19 protein-coding genes and 1 riboswitch are annotated in these 20,876 nt (G+C 39.8%); of the genes, 11 read left to right on the top strand and 8 right to left on the bottom strand.

What is annotated here, in order from left to right; all coding sequences use genetic code 11:
• Positions 1-79 precede the first annotated feature (79 nt).
• Entirely contained in the window at positions 80-334 is a 255-nt protein-coding gene (locus tag ACQKEV_RS14700) for a hypothetical protein (RefSeq protein WP_427447328.1), read from the bottom strand.
• Between the two features lie 104 nt (positions 335-438).
• Between ACQKEV_RS14700 and ACQKEV_RS14705 the strand changes: the two genes are divergently transcribed.
• From ACQKEV_RS14705 to ACQKEV_RS14715, 3 genes are read left to right on the top strand one after another with little or no spacing between them, the layout of a single operon-like run.
• Positions 439-1,437 carry a GNAT family N-acetyltransferase gene (locus ACQKEV_RS14705; protein ID WP_427447327.1) on the top strand — a complete coding sequence of 333 codons (999 nt, stop codon included), beginning with the start codon at positions 439-441 and terminating at the stop codon, positions 1,435-1,437.
• Positions 1,427-1,918: a DNA topology modulation protein FlaR gene (locus tag ACQKEV_RS14710; RefSeq protein WP_427447326.1), complete on the top strand. Its 492-nt coding sequence runs from the start codon at positions 1,427-1,429 to the stop codon at positions 1,916-1,918. The genes ACQKEV_RS14705 and ACQKEV_RS14710 overlap by 11 nt, the downstream gene beginning before the upstream one ends.
• A gap of 3 nt (positions 1,919-1,921) precedes the next feature.
• Positions 1,922-2,575, top strand: a complete 654-nt coding sequence (locus ACQKEV_RS14715) for a diphthine--ammonia ligase (RefSeq protein WP_427447324.1) — start codon at positions 1,922-1,924, stop codon at positions 2,573-2,575.
• An 84-nt stretch (positions 2,576-2,659) separates the two neighbouring features.
• Here the strand turns inward: ACQKEV_RS14715 and ACQKEV_RS14720 are convergent, their stop codons facing one another.
• From ACQKEV_RS14720 to ribE, 5 genes are all read right to left on the bottom strand, one after another.
• Positions 2,660-3,820 (bottom strand): class I SAM-dependent methyltransferase, encoded by a 1,161-nt coding sequence (locus ACQKEV_RS14720; RefSeq protein WP_427447322.1) that lies wholly within the window; start codon positions 3,818-3,820, stop codon positions 2,660-2,662.
• Positions 3,821-4,098: 278 nt separating this feature from the next.
• Entirely contained in the window at positions 4,099-4,629 is a 531-nt protein-coding gene (locus ACQKEV_RS14725) for a histidine phosphatase family protein (RefSeq protein WP_427447321.1), read from the bottom strand.
• A 78-nt stretch (positions 4,630-4,707) separates the two neighbouring features.
• Positions 4,708-5,175 (bottom strand): 6,7-dimethyl-8-ribityllumazine synthase, encoded by a 468-nt coding sequence (gene ribH, locus ACQKEV_RS14730; RefSeq protein ID WP_427447320.1) that lies wholly within the window; start codon positions 5,173-5,175, stop codon positions 4,708-4,710.
• A gap of 12 nt (positions 5,176-5,187) precedes the next feature.
• Complete coding sequence (locus tag ACQKEV_RS14735; RefSeq protein ID WP_427447318.1) at positions 5,188-6,381, bottom strand: bifunctional 3,4-dihydroxy-2-butanone-4-phosphate synthase/GTP cyclohydrolase II; 1,194 nt, start codon at positions 6,379-6,381, stop codon at positions 5,188-5,190.
• 12 nt (positions 6,382-6,393) lie between these two features.
• On the bottom strand, positions 6,394-7,023 hold the full coding sequence (gene ribE / locus ACQKEV_RS14740; protein ID WP_427447317.1) for a riboflavin synthase: 630 nt from the start codon (positions 7,021-7,023) through the stop codon (positions 6,394-6,396).
• Between the two features lie 608 nt (positions 7,024-7,631).
• A riboswitch (FMN riboswitch) is annotated at positions 7,632-7,776 on the bottom strand.
• 172 nt (positions 7,777-7,948) lie between these two features.
• Here ribE and ACQKEV_RS14745 point away from each other — a divergent pair.
• The 6 genes from ACQKEV_RS14745 (at position 7,949) to hflX (ending at position 15,627) form a co-directional block, all read left to right on the top strand.
• Entirely contained in the window at positions 7,949-9,583 is a 1,635-nt protein-coding gene (locus ACQKEV_RS14745; RefSeq protein ID WP_427447315.1) for an AMP-binding protein, read from the top strand.
• Between the two features lie 157 nt (positions 9,584-9,740).
• Positions 9,741-11,225 carry a sodium/proline symporter PutP gene (putP, locus tag ACQKEV_RS14750; protein ID WP_427447313.1) on the top strand — a complete coding sequence of 495 codons (1,485 nt, stop codon included), beginning with the start codon at positions 9,741-9,743 and terminating at the stop codon, positions 11,223-11,225.
• A gap of 118 nt (positions 11,226-11,343) precedes the next feature.
• Complete coding sequence (locus ACQKEV_RS14755; protein ID WP_427447312.1) at positions 11,344-12,018, top strand: VOC family protein; 675 nt, start codon at positions 11,344-11,346, stop codon at positions 12,016-12,018.
• A 156-nt stretch (positions 12,019-12,174) separates the two neighbouring features.
• On the top strand, positions 12,175-12,534 hold the full coding sequence (locus tag ACQKEV_RS14760; RefSeq protein WP_427447310.1) for a DUF485 domain-containing protein: 360 nt from the start codon (positions 12,175-12,177) through the stop codon (positions 12,532-12,534).
• Entirely contained in the window at positions 12,531-14,066 is a 1,536-nt protein-coding gene (locus tag ACQKEV_RS14765; protein WP_427447307.1) for a solute symporter family protein, read from the top strand. Before ACQKEV_RS14760 ends, ACQKEV_RS14765 begins: the two co-directional genes overlap by 4 nt.
• A 289-nt stretch (positions 14,067-14,355) precedes the next feature.
• Positions 14,356-15,627, top strand: coding sequence for a GTPase HflX (gene hflX, locus ACQKEV_RS14770; protein ID WP_427447305.1), 1,272 nt, complete (start codon positions 14,356-14,358; stop codon positions 15,625-15,627).
• Between the two features lie 49 nt (positions 15,628-15,676).
• Here the strand turns inward: hflX and ACQKEV_RS14775 are convergent, their stop codons facing one another.
• The gene (locus tag ACQKEV_RS14775; RefSeq protein ID WP_427447302.1) at positions 15,677-17,389 is read right to left on the bottom strand and encodes an ABC transporter ATP-binding protein; all 1,713 of its coding nucleotides are present in this window, start codon (positions 17,387-17,389) and stop codon (positions 15,677-15,679) included.
• Between the two features lie 259 nt (positions 17,390-17,648).
• Here ACQKEV_RS14775 and ACQKEV_RS14780 point away from each other — a divergent pair, with 259 nt between their 5' ends.
• Both ACQKEV_RS14780 and ACQKEV_RS14785 read left to right on the top strand, forming a co-directional pair.
• Positions 17,649-19,136 (top strand): peptide MFS transporter, encoded by a 1,488-nt coding sequence (locus tag ACQKEV_RS14780; RefSeq protein ID WP_427447301.1) that lies wholly within the window; start codon positions 17,649-17,651, stop codon positions 19,134-19,136.
• A 477-nt stretch (positions 19,137-19,613) separates the two neighbouring features.
• Entirely contained in the window at positions 19,614-20,471 is an 858-nt protein-coding gene (locus ACQKEV_RS14785; RefSeq protein ID WP_427447298.1) for a DUF6612 family protein, read from the top strand.
• A 60-nt stretch (positions 20,472-20,531) separates the two neighbouring features.
• Here the strand turns inward: ACQKEV_RS14785 and ACQKEV_RS14790 are convergent, their stop codons facing one another.
• Positions 20,532-20,876 (bottom strand): general stress protein, encoded by a 345-nt coding sequence (locus ACQKEV_RS14790; protein WP_427447296.1) that lies wholly within the window; start codon positions 20,874-20,876, stop codon positions 20,532-20,534.

A 20,876-nucleotide genomic window follows, 5' to 3' on the forward strand; every position in this document is an offset into this window, starting at 1 on the left:
CTAATTTAAGCAGAATTTGAAAGGAACTTCTAAAATACCGTCGAATCTTTAAAAGAGGGAAAAAAGTTCTGATGTCCTTTTAGGATTCGATGATATAAAAAGTGAGTATCAATACTGAAATGATGATTGTATTTAGTAAATAGTATGTATTTCTGGATATTATTCTGTCGAAAAATGCAAATCGGTCTACAAGCTTATAACTTAGAACCATGATACCTATTACAACAAGCATTGACACAAAAATAGGCATATCGTAAATTTTATGATCAATGAACCTTACAAAAATAAGTGTAGCGGCCATAATGACTCCATAAGCAACACGTTTTAATGCCATGAATTAACACCTCTTTATTTTTTATCAAGTATAGCAAGTAGCTTACCGGAGAGAAAGGGACTGCAGGGCAAGGAATCACACAATAAACATGAGGGGGAGTTTTGATGATTCAATTTGTAGGACTGGACGAACATTATTACTCGGCAATGGCAACTCTTTTAGCAAAACGGCACCAAGTTGAACGAAATCACTATCCATTCCTGCCAAAACGTTATGAGCAGCCAAAAGAAACAGAAAGATTACTTCGTGAAATTGGTGAGAAACCATACGTTAGTGGAATAGTGGCCATCCGTGATGAGCAAGTAATCGGGTATATGCTTTATGAATTTAAGGAAGATGCAAAAACTGGCCGACATATTACCATCGATTATCCATGCTTGGCCATTGCTGAAGATGCGCATCCAAGGTTGATCCGCTTAATGTATGCAGAAGCAGGGGCAGAATGGATTGCAGGAGGATATTTCCAGCATATCGTTTATGTTCCCATAGGCTACGACCGCTTGGTTTATGAATGGCTGGAACAAGGTTTTCGTTTTGAACAAAAATATGCCATCCTCGACCTGCAAAATTATGAACCGAAAGCAAAACTTACAGAAATCAATTCAATAACCATTCGCCGATTGGCAGAGAATGATACGGAAATGCTTAAAAGCATGTCGCGCTGGAACAGCATTCATCAAGCAGCTGCGCCTTCCTGGAATCCAATTACGAAAGAATCGCTCCAGGAAGTGAAAAGTGGTTATGCTGCACTGGCAAAAGATGAAGAAGCAATTGTGGTGATTGGGGAGCATGAAGGAACCCCTGTAGGTTTCCATGTCTATTACGAAGCGGATACTTCATCCAATATGTATACACCAGCACAAACAGTGGATCTTCCAGCGGCTTCTACTAATCCGCAATACCGTGGACGTGGAGTAGGGAAAGCTCTTGCCGATACGAGTCACGCGCAGTTGAAAGAAATGGGTTATAGATATGCATTAGCGGACTGGCATACGCCAAATCACTTGGCATCCTATTTTTGGCCGAAGCTTGGATATCAGCCGTTTATGATTCGCATGGTAAGAACGGTTGATAATCGGATTGCGTGGGCTCATGGGAAATAAAATACGTATTGTAGGATCAGTCGGTAGTGGCAAAACCACACTCGCCAGAAAACTTGCACGTCAAAAAGGAATTGAGATGCATTCATTGGATGATGTGGTATGGTCCAGAAGTGTAGACGGAGATATTCGAAATTCAGAAGAAAAAAGAGATGCCCAATTAGCGGATATTCTTAGCCATTCAACATGGATTATCGAAGGCGCGCACCTTGGATGGTCCTTTAAAACATTCGAGGAAGCGGATCAAATCATTTTCCTGCATCCGCGTCTCTCTGTCCGTCTATATCGGATTTCCCTTAGATTCTTCAGACAAAAAAGAGGAATTGAACAAGCCAGTTATACACCCACTTGGAGAATGTATGGGAGAATGTTTAAGTGGACGTACCAATACGAAACAATCTATAAAAAACAAGTTCGAAAAATCGTAAACAATACTCCTGAAAAGGCAGTAGAGATTCGCGATGGGAAAGAGGTAGGAGTTTAAAAGATGGAAAACAAATCGTTTGTTGCTTCATGGAGTGGTGGCAAGGATTCTGCCATGGCCTATTATCGCGCGATCCAGTCAGGCATGATTCCCAAGAGATTACTGACGATGTTCCAGGAAGATGAAGAAATCTCGAAGTCACATGCTCTGCCGTTAAAAGTGATACAAGCTCAGGCAGATCGCCTGAATGTACCATTGATGATTCGTGGAGCAGGATGGGAAGATTACGAAATGAAGTTTATCGATGCCATGGACGAGTGTCGTTCTGCGGGAATCACTCACGGTGTCTTTGGTGATATCGACCTTGAAGGACATCTGGAATGGGTACAAAAAACATGTGCAAAATCAGAGATTATTCCTATTCATCCGTTATGGCAAGAACCGAGACGGTCGATACTAGAGGAACTTTTAGAGGTTGGATTTGAAGCAGTTATTGTCGTAATTAATACAAGGATGATGCCCAGGGATTACATTGGCCGAACATTCACAAGTGAGCTGATGGATGAATTAGAAGCACTGGGAATCGATTCATGTGGAGAAAATGGGGAGTTTCATACAGTCGTCATTGATGGTCCTATTTTTTCATCACGTGTACCTGTAAAGTTTGGCGAGGTAAGGGAAAATGAAGAATATGTTTTCTTGAGTGTTGAGTTATAGGTTTGTGCAGATGTTAATTTGTTTGTAATTTCATACAAGAAAAAGGCATTGTCTTTTAAAAACAATGCCTTTTTGTATGTCGATTTATAGGTATTCTTTCAATTCATTCTCAAGAAACGGTTTTGCTTTTAGGAAATCCACAAAAGCACGATATTTTTGCTGTTCCTCTGGTGTTGATTTTTTACCATGGAAATAAGCTCGAATCAAAATGTTTTTTGGCGTATGTTCCATATCAATGAATTCGAGTAATTGCGCATCATAACCAACAAGTTTCAGCACCTCCGCACGGATAGAATCTGTTGCTAGAGCGGCAAACCGTTCTTTCACCAGTCCATGCTGAAGCATAACATCCAGAGCAGGACTGTTCAGTTGTGTGTTCAGCTCATGTTGACAACAAGGTACACTCAGAATCACTTTTGCTCCCCATTTTACAGCACGAGCTAGTGCCATATCCGTTGCCACATCACATGCATGGAGTGTCACAACCATATCCACCGACGTTTCTTCATTATAATCATTGATATCACCGACCAGGAATTCAAGTTGGTCATAATTCAAATCATCCGCAATTTGTTGGCATTCTTCAATGACTTCTTTTTTTAAATCAAGTCCAGTGACACGAATATCGAGACCTTTTTCAATTCTCAAGTAGTGATAGAGCGCAAAGGTCAAGTAAGATTTCCCTGAACCAAAGTCCAAAATTCGAACTGGACGATCTTTCGGAAGGTAGTCCAGTGCATCATCAATGAATTCGACAAATCGATTGATTTGGCGGAATTTATCATGCTTTTGCTTTTTGACCTTCCCATCTGGCGTCTGAACACCAAGACGAACAAGAAACGGGTAGGATGTATCTTCATCCAGTAAATAGTTTTTCTTTCGGTTATGAGAAAGATTCACCACTTTTTTTGAGACAACCCGGTCTGACTTCCACAATACTTTAAACTTTTTGGAAAGCTGAATATGCACTTTTTCTTCCTGGAAATCAGCTTGTACCTGTCTGTATTGCTGAAGTAAGGCATGCAATTTTTCATTTGCTGCATCAAGTTCAAGGTTCTCGTGTTTTAATATACGTTCGTATTGGTATTCAAACTGAATATGATAGATACCCTTTAGTTCTATGGGTTTGAGCTTTACGCGTTTAACTTCTTCTGATTTGGCACGTGGTTGGCTGATCGTCGCAGAAATCAGCTGTTTTTGATGAATCAAATCACTTAACTGGTCGAGCATTTGTTGATATTCCATACAGACCGCCTTCTCTTCAAGTTTATTAACGCTAGTTTATCACATCAGCCAGAATATCTTTTCGAATAGAAGGCAAAGTCCATGTCAAAAGTGTGAATGGATGGAAATTCGATGTGAGTGGACATAAACTTAGCGTGACTGGTCATAAATCCACCTGAATGGACGGAAATCCAATGTGAATGGACATAAACCTATCACCAATGGACGAAACCCACAAATCCCTCTAAACTCGAAAAAAAGCCTCTCCTTATCACTTGAAGTGAATAGGAGGGGCGAAATCAATCTTTCCATAATTGCTCAAAGCTACTTTCATTAGCGACAATAGTAACCGTATATACATCAGGGTTACGAAGTGATTTCCATTCCTGAAAACCAATGGAATCATCAAAGTGTTTCAACATAAGGCTCATTAAATTGCCATGTGTGACGAGGATGGTATTGTTAGGCGCCTCATTTAAGACTTCGATGGCACGGGCTGTCGCTTCTCGACTAGATTCGCCGCCGGTCAGTTTCAAATCTAGATTGTTGAATGTCTCTTCAAGAAGCTCGAGCCAATTGGGTAAATCAGACGTACTCAAGGTGCGTTCTGCCAAACGATCATCAATAGTAAGCGGTAGGTTTTTTGCTTTTGCTGTCGGTTTAATTGAATCTTGAGCTCTTCTATATGGGCTTGAAATGATCTTTTCAATCTTAATTCCACTAAAAAATGCAGATAACTTTTCAGCTTGTTCAAATCCCGAATCGGATAAATCGGCATCTGGAGCTTGTCCGGTTGCAGAACAGTGTCGAACGAGGTATAGGGTTTTCATTTGGCGAGCACTCCTTTTAACCATTTGTAAAAGTATACGAAATAAAAACCCTGAAGCAAAGAGCTTCAGGGCTAATCATTAACCTAATTTTTTCATTAAATTTGCCATTTCAATAGCTGCCGTGGCAGATTCCCAACCTTTATTCCCTGCTTTTGTTCCAGCGCGTTCGATTGCTTGTTCAATCGTATCTGTCGTCAGAACACCGAAAATTACTGGAATATCATGTTGGTAGCCAGCATTGGCAACGCCTTTAGCTGCTTCGTTACATACATAATCAAAGTGAGGAGTGGATCCACGAATTACAGTGCCGAGTGTGATCACGGCATCATATTTTTTGGAAGCCGCCATTTGTTTTGCGACCAGAGGAATTTCAAAAGCACCGGGAACCCAGGCAATCGTCACATTTGCTTCATCCACACCGTGGCGCTTCAGTGCGTCTTCGGCTCCACCTAATAGTTTACTCGTGATAAATTCATTGAAACGTCCAACAACGATACCGATTTTTAAATCGGGCCCAACTAAATATCCTTCTAAATGTGTTGTCATATACAAGCTCCTCTATAAACTCAGGAAATGCCCGAGTTTTGATTTTTTTGTTTTCATATAGCCTTCATTATCTGTATGAGATGGGATTTCGATTGCCACACGTTCAGTTACTTCCAAACCGTAACCATCGATTCCCGCAATTTTTCTTGGATTGTTTGTCATGAGCATCATTTTACGTACTCCCAGGTCACGCAAAATTTGTGCGCCAATTCCGTACTCCCTTAAATCATCTTCAAAGCCAAGTTTTTGATTGGCTTCGACAGTATCTAACCCTTCATCCTGCAGGGCATACGCTTTTAATTTGTTAATTAAGCCAATACCGCGGCCTTCTTGTCGCATATATAACAAAATGCCTGAGCCTGCTTCTTCAATCTGTTTGAGTGAGGCATGGAGTTGTGAACCACAATCACATTTGCGGGAAGCAAAAACATCACCAGTCAGACATTCAGAATGTACCCGGGTCAAAATTGGAGTTTCTTCAGAAACTGAGCCTTTGACAAGGGCAATATGTTCTTTACCTGTCAATTTTTCGGTATATCCAAACACCTTAAAATCACCGTACTCAGTTGGCAATATAGTTTCCACTTCGCGGGTAATCAGTTTTTCATGCTTTTGTTTGTACGCAATCAATTCAGCGATGGTTAATATACCGATATTTAATCGTTTCCCTATGGTAACTAAATCATCGAGTCTAGCCATTGTGCCATCTTCATTCATAATTTCACAAATCACACCCGCAGGCGCTGAACCTGCAAGCAATGCCAAATCGACTGCTGCTTCCGTATGGCCGGCACGCTTAAGGACTCCACCTTTTTTCGCAATTAAGGGGAATACATGACCTGGTCGTTTAAAATCGGATGGAGTCGATTGATGATTGATCATTTGAAGAATGGTATGTGAACGTTCAAATGCACTAATACCAGTCGTCGTGTCAATATGGTCGACACTGATTGTAAAAGCAGTACTTAAAGGGTCCGTGTTATGATCTGTCATTAACCCAATGTCCAGTTGACTTGCAATTTCTTCTGCCACTGGTACGCAAATAAGACCTTTCCCTTCAGTGGCCATTAAATTGATGATTTGCGGTGTTGCAAATTCAGCAAGCGCAACAAAGTCTCCTTCGTTTTCTCGGTCTTCGTCATCAACGACAATGATGGCTTGTCCTTTGGATAGTGCTTCTACTGCTTCTTCTACCGTATAAAACATAAGAAACCTCCTTTAAAATCCTTTATCTTGTAGCCATTCTTTTGATATGCCAGTTTTAGATGTTAGGATACGTTCGGTATATTTTGCGAGCATGTCACATTCGATATTCACTTTTTCTCCAACGTTTTTGTCCCCAATTAACGAATCATATTGCGTTGTTGGGATTAAAGAAATCGTTATCGTAGAGCGATCTACATCAAAAATAGTAAGTGAAGTTCCGTCTACTGCAACAGAGCCTTTTGGCGTCATGTATTTCATGAGGCTATTATCTACTTCAATCTTTTTTGTGATGGCATTGGATTCTTTTTTTATTGAGCGAATGACACCGATGCCGTCAACGTGCCCACTGACAAAATGACCGCCAAATCGTCCATTTACCGCCATGGCTCGTTCCAAATTGACACGCGCATTCGATGATAAGTTGGCTAAAGTGGTCGAATTGAAGGTTTCTGGAATTACATCCACAACAAACGTATCATGTGTAAAAGAAGAAACCGTCAAACAAACACCATTTACGGCGATACTATCGCCTCTTTTTACATCAACTAGCACCACTTTTGCACGAATGGATAATTCGAGTGCATGTGATTTACGTTTGATGGAAGTGACAGTGCCAATTTCTTCAATGATTCCTGTAAACAAGTAATCAACCTCCTAATGAAGAGAGAATTGATGCGAACATCAAAGCCTTTTTGTTATCCATTATTTAATTAGTGGTGCCAATCTTATACGCCTGTAGAGACATATTTTGTAAAGCTTTTCGTAACAAGGATTAGAATTTTTTCCACCAAGGGGCAGATAGGTGGTGGGGAAAGGGATATGATGATGGATTCTATTGACGAAATTCAAAAGAGCTATTGAACGATTACGTAACAAATTGCGTAATTTCGGAGAACGAAACTCGTTTTTAGCATCAGTTGAGCTGATTGTGTCAAAAGAATAGTGTATGGTATCGCAAAGTGAAAATACTCGGTTATGATGCTTCGCTTCTTGTGTGAACTTACCTGCACGAACTTCAAAATGGGTAACTTTAAGAAGCCTGTCTTTCGTAAAAAAGACAAGTGCTTTTGAAATAGCGGTCATATGGAATTCAGACTTAGTGCCATTTATGTACTTCAAGCACGGGATTGATAAGCTGGACTCCAAGCGAAATTCAAATGTGTTCTTTAGTTGTTGATTGATACAAGCTCCTCCTTTCGAATTTTCAAATCGAAAAGAAGCGATGCGTGAGCATGACAAATAAACCTCTCTATACTCTTCTCCCATCCAGACTATACTGTCGGTGTTGGATTCGCACCAACTCCACCGCTACTTTTTCAAGCACCGGGTCACGGACTTACAAATCTACATTTGCTCACCGCCGGTAAGGAATTTCACCTTGCCCCGAAGAATATAAAGCGACTACTTATCGTTTTTATAGTAGCACAATTAGCAGGCATTCATAAAATCATCAACCATGTGACTTTTAAATCGCTTACGAATGGGTAAAGATGGATTTTGCTTTTACAATTCGTCTGAATTTTGTGATAACATAATAGTGTTGAAGACATTCAAAGGGGGAAGCAACATGTTAAAACATCAAACCGTTGGGGAAGTAGTTCGGGAAATGGCGAAACGGTATCCCACTACAGAAGCGTACGTCTATCCAGAGAAGCAAATACGCAAAACATATAAAGAATTTGATGAAGAGACGGATCTTTTGGCAAAAGCGTTCATGGGGATGGGCATTGCTAAAGGTGAACATGTTGCCATTTGGTCAGACAACAAAAGAGAGTGGTTATTGAGTCAATATGCCACAGGCAAAATGGGTGCCGTTCTCGTGACGGTTAATACAAACTATCAAGAAAAAGAACTAGAATATTTATTGAATCAATCGGATTCAACCACCCTTATTTTAGGTGAAGAATTTAAAGGAACGTCTTACATAGAAATTATTAATTCAGTTTGTCCTGAATTGAAATCATCGATCAAAGGGGATATTCAATGCGCGAAGCTCCCTTACTTCAAACGCGTGATTGTCATGAGTGAAAATGACTATCCTGGTATTTTTTCCTGGAGTGAGTTCGAAGCGCATGCAGTAAACGTAACGGATAAGCATCTTGACGAAAGACTGGGCTCGTTAGAAGTAGATGATGTGATAAATATTCAATATACATCCGGAACTACAGGGTTTCCAAAAGGCGTTATGCTGACACATATGAACATTGTCAATAACGGTCAAATTATCGGTGACCATATGAATCTAACATCGGAAGACCGCTTATGTATTCCAGTTCCATTTTTCCATTGTTTCGGCTGTGTGTTGGGTACGCTTGCAGCTGTCACGCATGGAACAACGATGGTATTAGTGGAGCAATTTGAACCTAAGCGGGTGCTACAGATTGTACAGGATGAAAAGTGTACTGGTCTTCACGGAGTACCAACGATGTTTATTGCCGAGCTGAATCATCCTGAGTATCAACAATTTGATACTTCTTCTCTGAGAACAGGGATTATGGCGGGTTCAACTTGCCCGATTGAAGTTATGAAAAAAGTAATCGATGATATGGGCGCTAGTGAAATAACGATTTGTTATGGGCTTACTGAATGTTCACCTGTCATATCCCAAACGAAATCGGATGATGCGATTGAAAAACGCGTGAAGACTGTAGGGAAACCACATCCTCATGTAGAAGTGAAAATTATTGATCCTGTAACCAAAGAAGAATTGCCTGCAGGAATGCCAGGTGAATTATGTGCACGGGGTTATCTTGTTATGAAAGGTTATTACAAAAATGAAGAAGCGACACGCGAGGCAATCGACGAGGATGGCTGGCTTCACACGGGGGATATCGCTATTTTAGACGAAGAAGGATATCTGGAAATTACAGGACGAATTAAAGATATGGTGATTCGTGGAGGAGAAAACATCTATCCACGCGAAATTGAGGAGTTTTTATATCAACACCCGAGTGTACAGGACGTCCAAGTAGTGGGTGTACCAGATCCGAAATATGGTGAAGAGCTAATGGCGTGGATTATTGCTAAAGAGGGGGAAACAGTTGATGCTGATGAAATTCGTTCATATTGCAAAGGGAAAATATCACATCATAAAATTCCGCGTTATATTGAGTTTACGGAATCCTATCCAATGACTGCTTCTGGAAAAATACAAAAGTATCTGTTGCGTGAGATGTCGAAAGAGAAGAGTTTAAGCGTTTAATATGTCATATTTCCTGGGAAATACAAAAACCCTGTAAAACGTTGGTAATTCAATGTTTTGTGACAATTCTTACTAAAAAAATATTCTCGTTCTTCTGCAAGTTGCATGTTATGATGAATTTTGAAATACTCATAACATTCTTAAAGGAGGAACAAACATGACTGATTATGTATATCAATTAATTGCAATTATCATTTATATGGCTGCGATGTTGTATATTGGTTATTACTCTTACAGAAAAACAGCCAATTTAACAGACTACATGTTAGGCGGACGTTCTTTAGGACCTGCGGTTACAGCGTTAAGTGCCGGAGCAGCCGATATGTCAGGTTGGTTATTAATGGGACTACCAGGAGCAATTTATGCAACTGGATTGGTAGAAGCATGGATCGCAATTGGATTGACAGTAGGAGCTTATTTAAACTGGTTGCTAGTTGCACCACGTTTACGTGTGTATTCTCAAGTTTCGAATGATTCGATTACGATCCCAAGTTTCTTGGAAAATCGCTTGAAAGATACTTCCCGTTTATTACGTGTTGTTTCTGGTATTATCATCTTGGTATTCTTTACATTCTATGTATCATCAGGAATGGTAGCCGGTGGAGTCTTCTTTGACGAATCATTCGGTTTGGACTATCATACAGGTTTGTTAATTGTCTCGGCAGTTGTTATTGCCTATACACTGTTCGGTGGATTCCTTGCAGTAAGTTACACGGACGTTGTTCAGGGGCTAATTATGTTCTTGGCATTGATATTGGTACCTACTATTGGGTTATTCATGGTTGGTGGATTCGGTGAAGCAGCAGAGAGCATTCGTTCTGTTGATCCTGCTCGATTAAGTTTAGTTGAAGGGGCAACTGCATTGGGTGTCCTATCTTCAATCGCTTGGGGTCTTGGCTACTTCGGTCAGCCACATATTATTGTACGCTTTATGGCTATTAGTTCTGTAAAAGAAACAAAACAAGCACGTCGTATTGGGATTGGTTGGATGGCTTTAAGTTTAGCTGGTGCCATTGCTACAGGTTTGATTGGAATCGCTTACTATCAGCAAAATGCTGGGGAAACACTTGGTGACCCTGAGGCAGTCTTTATTGCTTTAGGACAAGTTATTTTCCATCCATTTATCGCAGGTATTATGTTGGCAGCAGTACTTGCTGCAGTCATGAGCACGATTTCTTCTCAATTAATTGTTACTTCTTCAGCATTGATTGAAGATTTGTACAAAGCTGTTATTAAAAAAGATGGCTCAGACAAGCATTTTGTTTTACTTGGACGTTTGGCCGTACTCTTTGTGTCCATAGTTGCTATGTTCATTGCATGGGAGCAAAGCACAACCATTCTTGATTTAGTCGCATATGCATGGGCTGGTTTTGGGGCTGCATTTGGTCCAGTTATTTTGCTATCTCTATTCTGGAGAAAGCTTACTACTTGGGGTGCTTTAGCTGGTATGGTCGTTGGAGCAACTACAGTGGTTATTTGGGGAAATAATGAAACCCTTAAAGGTTTGATTTATGAAATCGTTCCAGGATTTATCCTATGCTTGATTGTAGCGGTTATTGTAAGTCTTGTTACGTACCGAAAAAACACAGAAATTGATCGTGAATTCGATGAAACAATTACATTATTGAAGCAAGAAAAATAATATCTTTTCCCACAACATATGTTGTGGGATTTTTTTTTATCCAATAGACCATTTGAGGTAAGGAATTCATTATATTTCTTGTTTATAATATGAAATAGTAAAGAGAGGAGTATAGAAAATGATTGAACTGGATCATGTTGTATATTTCAGTAAGCAAACCCCGGAAGAGCATGTTCGAAAAAGCAAAGGTACTTCAATGGGTGGGCGGCACAAAAATTGGGGAACGGTGAATGCATTAACCTATACGAAAAATAGTTATATCGAATATCTATCAGTGGAACATATGGGCATTGCCAAACAGGCGAATCATCCACTAACAAATTTATTATTGCATGATTTAGAGAATGGCGAAGGCTGGGGAACGATTTGTTTTCGCACGACAGATATTGTGGGGTTGAATAATAGGTTGAAAGAGGAAGGATGGACCACCTCTGGAGTATTGAATGCGGAACGTGAGACATCAACAGGATTTATCCGGAAGTGGAAAATGCTTTTCATCGAACAAGAAGTATCAGACACATTGCCAATGCCATTCTTCATTGAATGGGACGAACCTTTTGAGGATCGAATGAACAGTTTAAGGGCAGACGGAACGCTGAAAGAGTACAATGAGCAACTTCTGATTACTCGCTGTGAATTTGCTGTGAAAAATCCCGAGTACCATAGCAAAATGTGGACAAGTCTTCTTTGCACTGACCGAGTGGAGAACACCATCATTTTACCTAACACCGAGCTGGTTTTCCTGGAAAGCACTCAAGACAAGGAACGTCTTTCTTATGTTGAAATTAATTGAAGAGTAATGAAGCACATGCTGACGAAGCATGTGTTTTTTTACTTAAATCTCTATGATTCTTCGAGAATGGAAGTAAATAGATTGACATTCTATTTTAATATTGTTTTAATTTTATATGTATTCTGAAAATTAAAATAAAGTAAAGGGGTGTTTCTAATGGTAGTAGCAACAAAGCGAAATTCGAAGAAAATTGAGCGCAAAGCATTACCCGATTTTAAAAAAATTGAAGAGTCTCCCGGTTTCCGCAATCTATTGAAAAAGAAAAAAGCATTTTTAATTCCTAGTACTCTATTATTTTTAGGCCTTTATATTTTATTTCCTATTATTATTTCGTATACAAATGTTTTGAATGCATCTTTTATCGGTGACATTTCTTGGAGTTGGGTATATGCTCTTGGACTATTCATCATGACATGGACTCTTGTAACCGTTTACATGAAAAAATCAGCTGAATTTGATCGTATGGCTCATGAGACGCTTAAAGAATTTAATTACGAGGAGGAGGATAACCAATGAATCCCATCGTAGTTATCTTATTTTTAATTATTGTAGGCATGACGCTTGTCGTTACATACTTTGCTGCCAAGAAAACGAATACGGCCAGTGAATTCTATACAGCTGGTGGAGGATTAACCGGTTGGCAGAACGGACTTGCGATTGCAGGAGATTATTTATCAGCTGCGTCCTTCTTAGGGATCGCAGGAGCCATTGCGTTATACGGTTTTGATGGATTCCTATTTTCAATTGGTTACCTGGTTGCATATTTAGTCGTTCTTTTTATCGTTGCTGAGCCTTTGCGTAACCTTGGAAAGTACACGCTTGCTGATATGATTAATACCAGATTCAATGCGAAGAAAGTTCGTGCCGGAGCGGCAATAAGTTCTATTACCATCGTTATTTTCTATATGATTGCCCAATTAGTTGGTGCAGGGGCACTAATTCAATTGCTTTTTGATATACCATATTGGGTCGCCGTGTTACTTGTGGGAATCATGATGACGGTTTACGTATTATTTGGAGGTATGACAGCTACGAGTTGGGTACAGATTATTAAAGCAGTCTTACTTATGGCGGGTACTATTATCATTTCATTCCTTGTATTGAAGGAATTCAACTTCAATATATTTGAAATGTTTACGTCCATGAAAACGGCAACTCCTCATGGCGCAGATTACTTAAATCCAGGAGTTAAGTACAAAATGCCTTTGGATACCATTTCCTTAATGGTTGCACTTGTGCTTGGCACGGCGGGATTGCCACATATTCTGATGCGGTTCTTTACAGTCCGTGACGCTAAAACAGCTCGCAGTTCTGTTATGTGGGCGACTTGGATTGTTGGAATTTTCTATGTCATGACCATCTTCTTAGGATTTGGTGCAGCAGCTTTCGTAGGACAAGATCTAATCGTCTCTACTAATCCAGCAGGCAATATGGCGGCTCCTCTTTTAGCTCAATACTTAGGCGGAGATTTCCTGATGTCATTTGTATCGGCTGTTGCTTTCGCTACGATTTTAGCGGTGGTTGCAGGACTTGTATTATCAGGTGCATCGGCATTTGCACATGATATTTACGGGCAGATTATAAAAAAAGGAAAAGTGACAGACAGAGAACAGATGTTGGCAGCGAGATATGCTTCCGTGGGTGTAGCCGTATTCTCCATTATTTTGGCATTGTTCGCTCAAAGCCTAAATGTTGCGTTTCTTGTATCGCTCGCATTTTGTATTGCAGCCAGTGCCAATTTACCGGTAATTGTCTATACGATTTTCTGGAAAAAATTCAATACGGCAGGTGCCATTTCTGCCATGGCAACAGGACTCATATCTGCATTAGTCCTTGTTTCAATCAGTCCAAGTGTCATGAATCCGGTTGAAGGTGCAGCTATCATTACTGGGAATCCGATTTTCCCACTGACCAATCCTGCACTTGTATCAGTACCACTTGGATTTATTGGTGGATGGCTCGGTACGCTTCTGACGAAAGAGTCGGACGTTAAGAAATTTGCAGAAGTAACTGTGAAAGCAAATACAGGTGGCTTCCGACAATTGTAAGAAGTTGTATCTAATCAAATGAATATGATACGATAAACATACTTTAAGGAACGGAGGTTTTCCAGATGATTGACTACAAATTCCGATGGAACACTTTGCGATGAAACTAAATAAAGCAAAGAACTGCTACTGGGCAGGTTAATCGGGATAGGTCTATCCATTTTGAAAACCAATATACTTTTCAGAAAAAGAGAGCGACTCGTGTGCTCTCTTTTTCTGTCTAATATTTACGGTAGTAAAAGGATGATTTCGATTTTCTCTCAGTAGGACAATGAGGAGGAATTCATGAATGGAAGAATTAATGGAACGCGCCATTGTTGTTGGCGTTAATTTAAACAAAGACGAACATTTTGAATATGGCTTGGAAGAACTACACAACTTAGCTGACGCATTAAATGTGGAAGTGGTTGGGGAAGTAACTCAAAACTTGGATCGTGTTAACCCTGCGCACTATGTAGGAAAAGGGAAAATCGACGAGATCAAAGCTTTCTTTGATGAAGCGGATGCGAATCTGGTCATTTTCAATGATGAACTATCGCCTTCTCAAATCCGTAACTTGGAAGCGGCTCTGGAATGTAAAGTGATCGATCGTACCATGTTGATTTTGGATATTTTTGCTCGACGGGCTAAATCAAGAGAAGCTCAAATGCAGGTAGAGTTAGCGCAGCTTCAATACATGCTACCTCGTTTAGTAGGACTGCGTGCATCTCTTGGTCGTCAAGGTGGGGGCACCGGTGGGGGCTTTAAAAACCGTGGAGCTGGGGAAACAAAACTTGAGCTTGACCGACGGAAAATTGAAGATCAGATTGCCAAGCTTCGTCGTGATCTAGAGCAGGTAAAAGACCAACGCGAAACGCAAAGAAAACAACGGAAGAAAAACGAAGTACCAGTAGTATCGATTGTGGGCTATACGAATGCTGGGAAATCTACCATCATGAATCGCATGCTTGCAAAGACAGGGCAAATCGATGACAAACAAGTTTTTGAAAAAGATATGTTATTTGCAACGCTCGAAACTTCAGTCCGTCAAATCCGTTTGCCTGATCAAAAAGAGTTTTTACTTACCGATACTGTTGGATTTGTCAGCAAGTTGCCAACGCATTTAGTAAAAGCATTCCGCTCTACGTTGGAAGAAGCGAGAGAAGCTGATTTACTTCTTCATGTAGTCGATGTGTCCAATGAAGAGTATCGTTACATGATGGACGTTACGAATGAAACATTGCAGGCAGTTGGGGTTGAAAACGTTCCGACAGTTGAGGTATACAACAAGTCTGACTTAGCAGGTGTCAATTATCCACATGTGAGTGGAAATAATATTTGGATTTCTGCCAAAGAAGATGCAGGACTGGATGAATTGATTGAACTGATTCGTACACACATTTTTGCCGACTACAAGATGTGTCGAATGCTCATTCCGTATGACCGAGGAGATGTCGTGTCTTATTTGAACGAACAAGCCTCTGTTCAAGGATCTGAATATGAAGAAGAAGGTACATTATTAAAAGTGGAACTAAAACAGGCCGATTATGAACGGTACCATGATTTTGTTCTCGATAAGTAAAAAAACGCATTCCCGATTTTCCGGGAATGCGTTTTTGTTTGTATTCAACTTATTGATATTGGATATTGTGCAGTCTAGCAAACAGTCCATCAGCTTCCACTAAATCGGAGTATGAACCTTCTTCAGCAATACCTTCTTTCGTAACGACCAGTACGCGATCTGCATCACGTATGGTTGCAAAACGATGGGCAATAATAAGTGTTGTGCGATTCTCGGCCAATTCGCTTAAAGCTGACTGGATGATTTTTTCCGTCTCGGTATCAAGCGCTGAAGTGGCTTCGTCCAGTATTAGAATCGGTGGATTTTTCAGGAACATACGAGCAATAGCTAAACGTTGTTTTTGTCCACCTGATAATTTCAGACCGCGTTCACCGATTTGCGTTTCATAACCATTAGGTAAATCGGAAATAAATTCTTCTAAATGCGCTTTTTTAGCAGCATCCATTATTTCTTCATCAGTGGCGTCTTTTTTTCCATATGCAATGTTTTCGCGAACTGTTCCCGTAAATAAGAACACGTCTTGCTGGACAATTCCAATTTGTGCGCGCAATGATTGCTTGGTCATGTCACGGATATCAAGTCCATCGATTGTGATGGCACCTTCCGTGACATCGTAAAAACGTGGGATTAATGAACAAATGGTCGTTTTACCTGCACCGGAAGGACCTACGAACGCAACCGTTTCTCCCGCCTTAACAGTGAGATTGATATCTGACAGTACTTCTTGATGTTGATCATAATTAAAGTGGACATTGTTAAATGAAATATTGCCATGCAAATGGTCTACTTGTTTTGCATTTGGTCGATCGACAATTTCTGGATCCTGTTCAATTAGATCGAGAAAACGTCTAAATCCAGCCATTCCTTTCGGATAAAGCTCAAGTAATGCACTGATTTTGTCCACTGGTTTAATTAGTACATTAATGAATAGGACAAAGCTGACAAGCTCTCCATAGGATAACTTTCCATTGACTGTGAACCATGCACCTACAACTAAAACGACCAATGTCATAAGGCGCGTCATCATGTAAATGCTGGAATGTGTTCCAGCCATTACTTTGTAAGCGACAAGTTTAGCTAGTCTAAATTGCCCATTATCATGCTTGAAGCGATTGATTTCAAACTCTTCATTTGTGAAAGATTGAACCACACGAACGCCTGAAACACTGTCTTCTACACGTCCATTGACATCAGCAATTTTTATGTACATGTTCTTCCAAGCCTGATTCATTTTGATATTGCTGAAAGTAACAAGAACAATCAAAAATGGAATCATAATAATCGCAATAATTGCAAGCTCAGGATTAATGTTGTACATAATGAAAAATGCACCGATAAACGTCATGATGGCGATAAAGAAATCTTCCGGTCCATGGTGGGCCAGTTCGCCAATATCGAACAAATCATTTGTGATACGACTCATAACATGACCCGTTTTGGTAATATCAAAAAAGCGGAAGGATTGGCGTTGTACGTGGGTGAACAGTTGTTCACGCATGTCCGTTTCAATGTTGATACCAAGTTTGTGTCCCAAATAACTGACGATAAATTGCAACAGGGTACTGATTAAATAGACGGCAAGCAGGAGTACACTGACGGTGACAATCTGTTCCCATTCCCCGGTAGGTAATAATTCGTCGATAAACCACTGAACTGCAAGAGGAAATGCTAGTTCCAAAATGGCTACAATAATGGCGCTGGTGAAATCAATTATGAACAGTCGTTTATGGGGTCGATAGTAAGAAAAAAATTTCTGAATCATATAAGTTCTCCTTGTATTCTTAGTACTGGAAATTATAACGGAAAAAGGTCCTAAAGACGAAAGAAAACTTCTGAATTCGAAGGAAATCAAAGTATTTCAAGTTCCGAATGTTTTTTGACAATTAAAAGAGTGCACGTTAGAATGTAAAAGTTGTCTTTTACTGATAAGTCAATCGGACCTTTATTATCAGTATATTTTGCACATTCATCTAAAAAGGAAATGTGTATATATTAAAATCAAGAAGAAAGAAGGGAAAAGAATGGCGACAAAACAAGAAATCGTCCAGTCGGTTCCTCAAAAAGGATTCTTTGGACATCCAAAAGGCTTATTAAGCTTATTCTTCACAGAGTTTTGGGAGCGTTTCTCCTATTATGGAATGCGCGCAATCCTGCTCTACTATATGTACTATGAACTAAACCAAGGTGGACTTGGTTTGGACAAATCGACAGCGAACTCAATCATGGCTGTATACGGATCACTTGTATACATGTCTGGAATTATCGGTGGTTGGATTGCTGACAGACTGCTCGGTACAACTAAAACCGTATTCTATGGTGGGGTAGCCATCATGCTAGGACATGCAGTCTTGGCATTACCAGGTGGAATTACGACACTATTCATTTCAATGGCCTTAATCATTATTGGTACAGGTTTATTGAAACCGAATATCTCTAGCATCGTGGGAGATTTGTATTCGGATAACGACGTTCGTCGTGACTCTGGATTCAGTATTTTCTACATGGGTATCAACATGGGTGCTTTCCTTGCGCCATTAGTTGTAGGTACTATCGGAATGGACTATAGCTTCCATTTAGGATTTGGACTTGCAGCAATCGGTATGTTCCTAGGTTTAGTTGTTTTTGTTATTACGAAAAAGAAATACCTTGGACTTGCAGGATCGTCTGTTCCAAACCCAATGTCTAAAGATGAGCGTAAAACTGTATTCACGCGTATTGCGATCGGATTAGTTGCCATCTTGATTATTGGTTATGTCTTGATTACTAACGGAATCATGACAATCGATGTCTTTACAATGATTGTTTCAATCTTGGGTATCGTTATTCCTACGGTTTTCTTCATCGTTATGTATCGCAGTTCAAAAACGAACGCAGATGAAAAATCTCGTGTTATCGCTTACATTCCATTATTCATCTCTGCAATGGTCTTCTGGGCAATTGCAGAACAAGGATCAATCATCCTTGCTCAATACGCAGATGAGCGTACTGACTTGATGCTTGGATCATGGGAAATTAACCCAGCGTGGTTCCAATCATTAAATCCATTATTCATTATTGGGTTAGCCCCAATATTTGCATGGTTATGGGTACGTCTTGGAGTTAAACAACCGTCAACTCCGAAGAAATTTGCCCTTGGTTTATTCTTTGCGAGTATGTCATTCCTAGTGATGATCATTCCAGCATACATGAACGGAACTGAAACACTTGTTAGCCCATGGTGGTTAGTATTGAGTTTCTTCCTAGTAGTACTTGGTGAATTACTTCTTTCTCCAGTTGGATTATCAGCAACTACGAAACTTGCTCCAGCGGCCTTTGCGGCTCAAACAATGAGCTTATGGTTCTTAACAAGTGCTTCTGCTCAAGCAATCAATGCGCAAGTCGTGAAATTCTACAATCCTGAAAGTGAAATCGTTTATTTCGGTGTCATCGGTGCGGTTGCAATGCTAATCGGTTTAGCGATGTACATTCTTTCACCAAAAATTGAGAAGTTCATGCGTGGCATACGTTAATCAAACAGTTAAAAGCCTACCGATAGATATCGGTAGGCTTTTTTGTATGGACTGAAGAGTGCTGGAATATAAAAAATCTGATTTTGTAGTGTGCATTTGCGCTTGCGAGATGCGGTTACTCGTCGCAAGAAAAATTGCTCCTGCGGTTACTCGTCGCAAAAAAAGTTATTGCTCCTGCGGTTACTCGTCGCAAAATAAAATTTTTCTACCTAAAAATTACTTTCAATATCACGTCGAAGAATACTGTTAGATATTTTAGAATTCCTCTTTTTTCATTCTGCTTTTGCATTCGATATTGTCGGTCTTTTTTTAAAACCGGGTATTCCTTTTCCAAATCCTTCATTGAAATCACTCCTTAAAATATTTATTCAACAAAAGGAAAAAAATCCCTTTCTCTCAAAAAAGATTTCCAATTGAAACCTTTTCAAGATACACTTGTATAAGAAGAAAGAAAATTGAGGTAAAGGTGGCGACAACATGAAAAAGTGGATGACACTCATGGCTGCTGGCGCATTAGCGCTAAGCTTAGCTGCATGTAATTCATCAGCAACTCCAACTTCCGATACGACAGAAGAAAATACAAGTGATTTAACACTGAAACAAGTATTTGAGAAGTCATTAGCACAATCTGAATCTATTGAAAGCCTTAGTGCAAATCTAGAAATGGTTCAAAAAATTGAAGTTCCCGCGCAAGATGTAGCGATGGATACAACTTCAAAAATGACAATGGATTTAATTGTCGATCCTTTGAGCATGCATCAAAAGGGGACTACATCCACGATGATTCCTGGTCAAGAGTCTTCAGGTCAGCCTCAAGAGATTGAAATGGAAAGCTATATGACGGAAGATGGATTCTTTACGCATGATAACATGTCACAGCAATGGATGAAGTTGTCGGCGGATATGTACGAGCAGATGATGGCCATCTCACAAAAACAAGCAGACCCGTCTCAACAACTGAAAGACTTAGAAACATTTATGGACGACTTTACATTTGAGCAAAATGACAAGGAATACATATTAAATTTGTCTGCTTCTGGTGACAAGTTTAATAGATTGATTCAAAAACAATTAGCAGAAACCATGCCGGAACTAGGCTCAGATCAACAGGAAATGTTGAAAGAATTAACTATTAAACAAGTGGATTACGAAATTTTCATCGATAAAGAAACATTCAATACAACAGCATTAAATGTTGTAATGGATATGACGATGGCAATGGATGGGGAAGAAATGAACCTATATCAAGATATGAAATCTACTTTTAGTAATTACAATGGCATTAAAAAGATTGTTGTACCACAAGAAGTACTGGATAACGCAGAAGAAATGTAAAAAGAACAGCCTTCCCGAATATCTCGGGAAGGCTGTTTTATTCATATAGAGTTTGGTTGATCAATAAGTAAATCCAGCTGGTGAGTTTTTAACCACCACTACCACTTTATGTTCATCAAGTTTTTCTTCTAATCGTTCGGCTTCCGGCTGACTAAAACCAAGCTCTTCAAATTGCGCTCGAAGTTCGTCTCCTTTTTTACGGAAAACATTTGCTAGGGACGTACCTAAGCCTTGTTCAGCAACACCGACTGTATTCGCATCTGCCATATCAGCTACTTGATTTGTACGATGATTTTCATGAGTAAGTACGTAAATATCGTCCTCATGTACACCTTTGGCTTTAATTTCTTGAATTCCGCGAATTGCTTCATCATCTGTTAAATACTCTTTGTAGGTTACACTCAT

The organism is Paenisporosarcina sp. NPDC076907 (assembly GCF_050269735.1).
Classification (GTDB): Bacteria; Bacillota; Bacilli; order Bacillales_A; family Planococcaceae; genus Paenisporosarcina.

What these genes read in the sequence shown, in the direction of transcription:
- ACQKEV_RS14700 (WP_427447328.1), bottom strand. Translation starts at nt 334, where the DNA reads ATGGCATTAAAACGTGTTGCTTATGGAGTCATTATGGCCGCTACACTT.
- ACQKEV_RS14710 (WP_427447326.1), top strand. Translation starts at nt 1,427, where the DNA reads ATGGGAAATAAAATACGTATTGTAGGATCAGTCGGTAGTGGCAAAACC.
- ACQKEV_RS14755 (WP_427447312.1), top strand. Translation starts at nt 11,344, where the DNA reads ATGATTGAACTGGATCATGTTGTATATTTCAGTAAGCAAACCCCGGAA.
- ACQKEV_RS14765 (WP_427447307.1), top strand. Translation starts at nt 12,531, where the DNA reads ATGAATCCCATCGTAGTTATCTTATTTTTAATTATTGTAGGCATGACG.
- ACQKEV_RS14780 (WP_427447301.1), top strand. Translation starts at nt 17,649, where the DNA reads ATGGCGACAAAACAAGAAATCGTCCAGTCGGTTCCTCAAAAAGGATTC.
- ACQKEV_RS14720 (WP_427447322.1), bottom strand. Translation starts at nt 3,820, where the DNA reads ATGGAATATCAACAAATGCTCGACCAGTTAAGTGATTTGATTCATCAA.
- hflX (WP_427447305.1), top strand. Translation starts at nt 14,356, where the DNA reads ATGGAAGAATTAATGGAACGCGCCATTGTTGTTGGCGTTAATTTAAAC.
- ACQKEV_RS14745 (WP_427447315.1), top strand. Translation starts at nt 7,949, where the DNA reads ATGTTAAAACATCAAACCGTTGGGGAAGTAGTTCGGGAAATGGCGAAA.
- ACQKEV_RS14725 (WP_427447321.1), bottom strand. Translation starts at nt 4,629, where the DNA reads ATGAAAACCCTATACCTCGTTCGACACTGTTCTGCAACCGGACAAGCT.
- ACQKEV_RS14735 (WP_427447318.1), bottom strand. Translation starts at nt 6,381, where the DNA reads ATGTTTTATACGGTAGAAGAAGCAGTAGAAGCACTATCCAAAGGACAA.
- ACQKEV_RS14715 (WP_427447324.1), top strand. Translation starts at nt 1,922, where the DNA reads ATGGAAAACAAATCGTTTGTTGCTTCATGGAGTGGTGGCAAGGATTCT.
- ACQKEV_RS14790 (WP_427447296.1), bottom strand. Translation starts at nt 20,876, where the DNA reads ATGAGTGTAACCTACAAAGAGTATTTAACAGATGATGAAGCAATTCGC.
- ACQKEV_RS14785 (WP_427447298.1), top strand. Translation starts at nt 19,614, where the DNA reads ATGAAAAAGTGGATGACACTCATGGCTGCTGGCGCATTAGCGCTAAGC.
- putP (WP_427447313.1), top strand. Translation starts at nt 9,741, where the DNA reads ATGACTGATTATGTATATCAATTAATTGCAATTATCATTTATATGGCT.
- ACQKEV_RS14760 (WP_427447310.1), top strand. Translation starts at nt 12,175, where the DNA reads ATGGTAGTAGCAACAAAGCGAAATTCGAAGAAAATTGAGCGCAAAGCA.
- ACQKEV_RS14705 (WP_427447327.1), top strand. Translation starts at nt 439, where the DNA reads ATGATTCAATTTGTAGGACTGGACGAACATTATTACTCGGCAATGGCA.
- ribH (WP_427447320.1), bottom strand. Translation starts at nt 5,175, where the DNA reads ATGACAACACATTTAGAAGGATATTTAGTTGGGCCCGATTTAAAAATC.
- ACQKEV_RS14775 (WP_427447302.1), bottom strand. Translation starts at nt 17,389, where the DNA reads ATGATTCAGAAATTTTTTTCTTACTATCGACCCCATAAACGACTGTTC.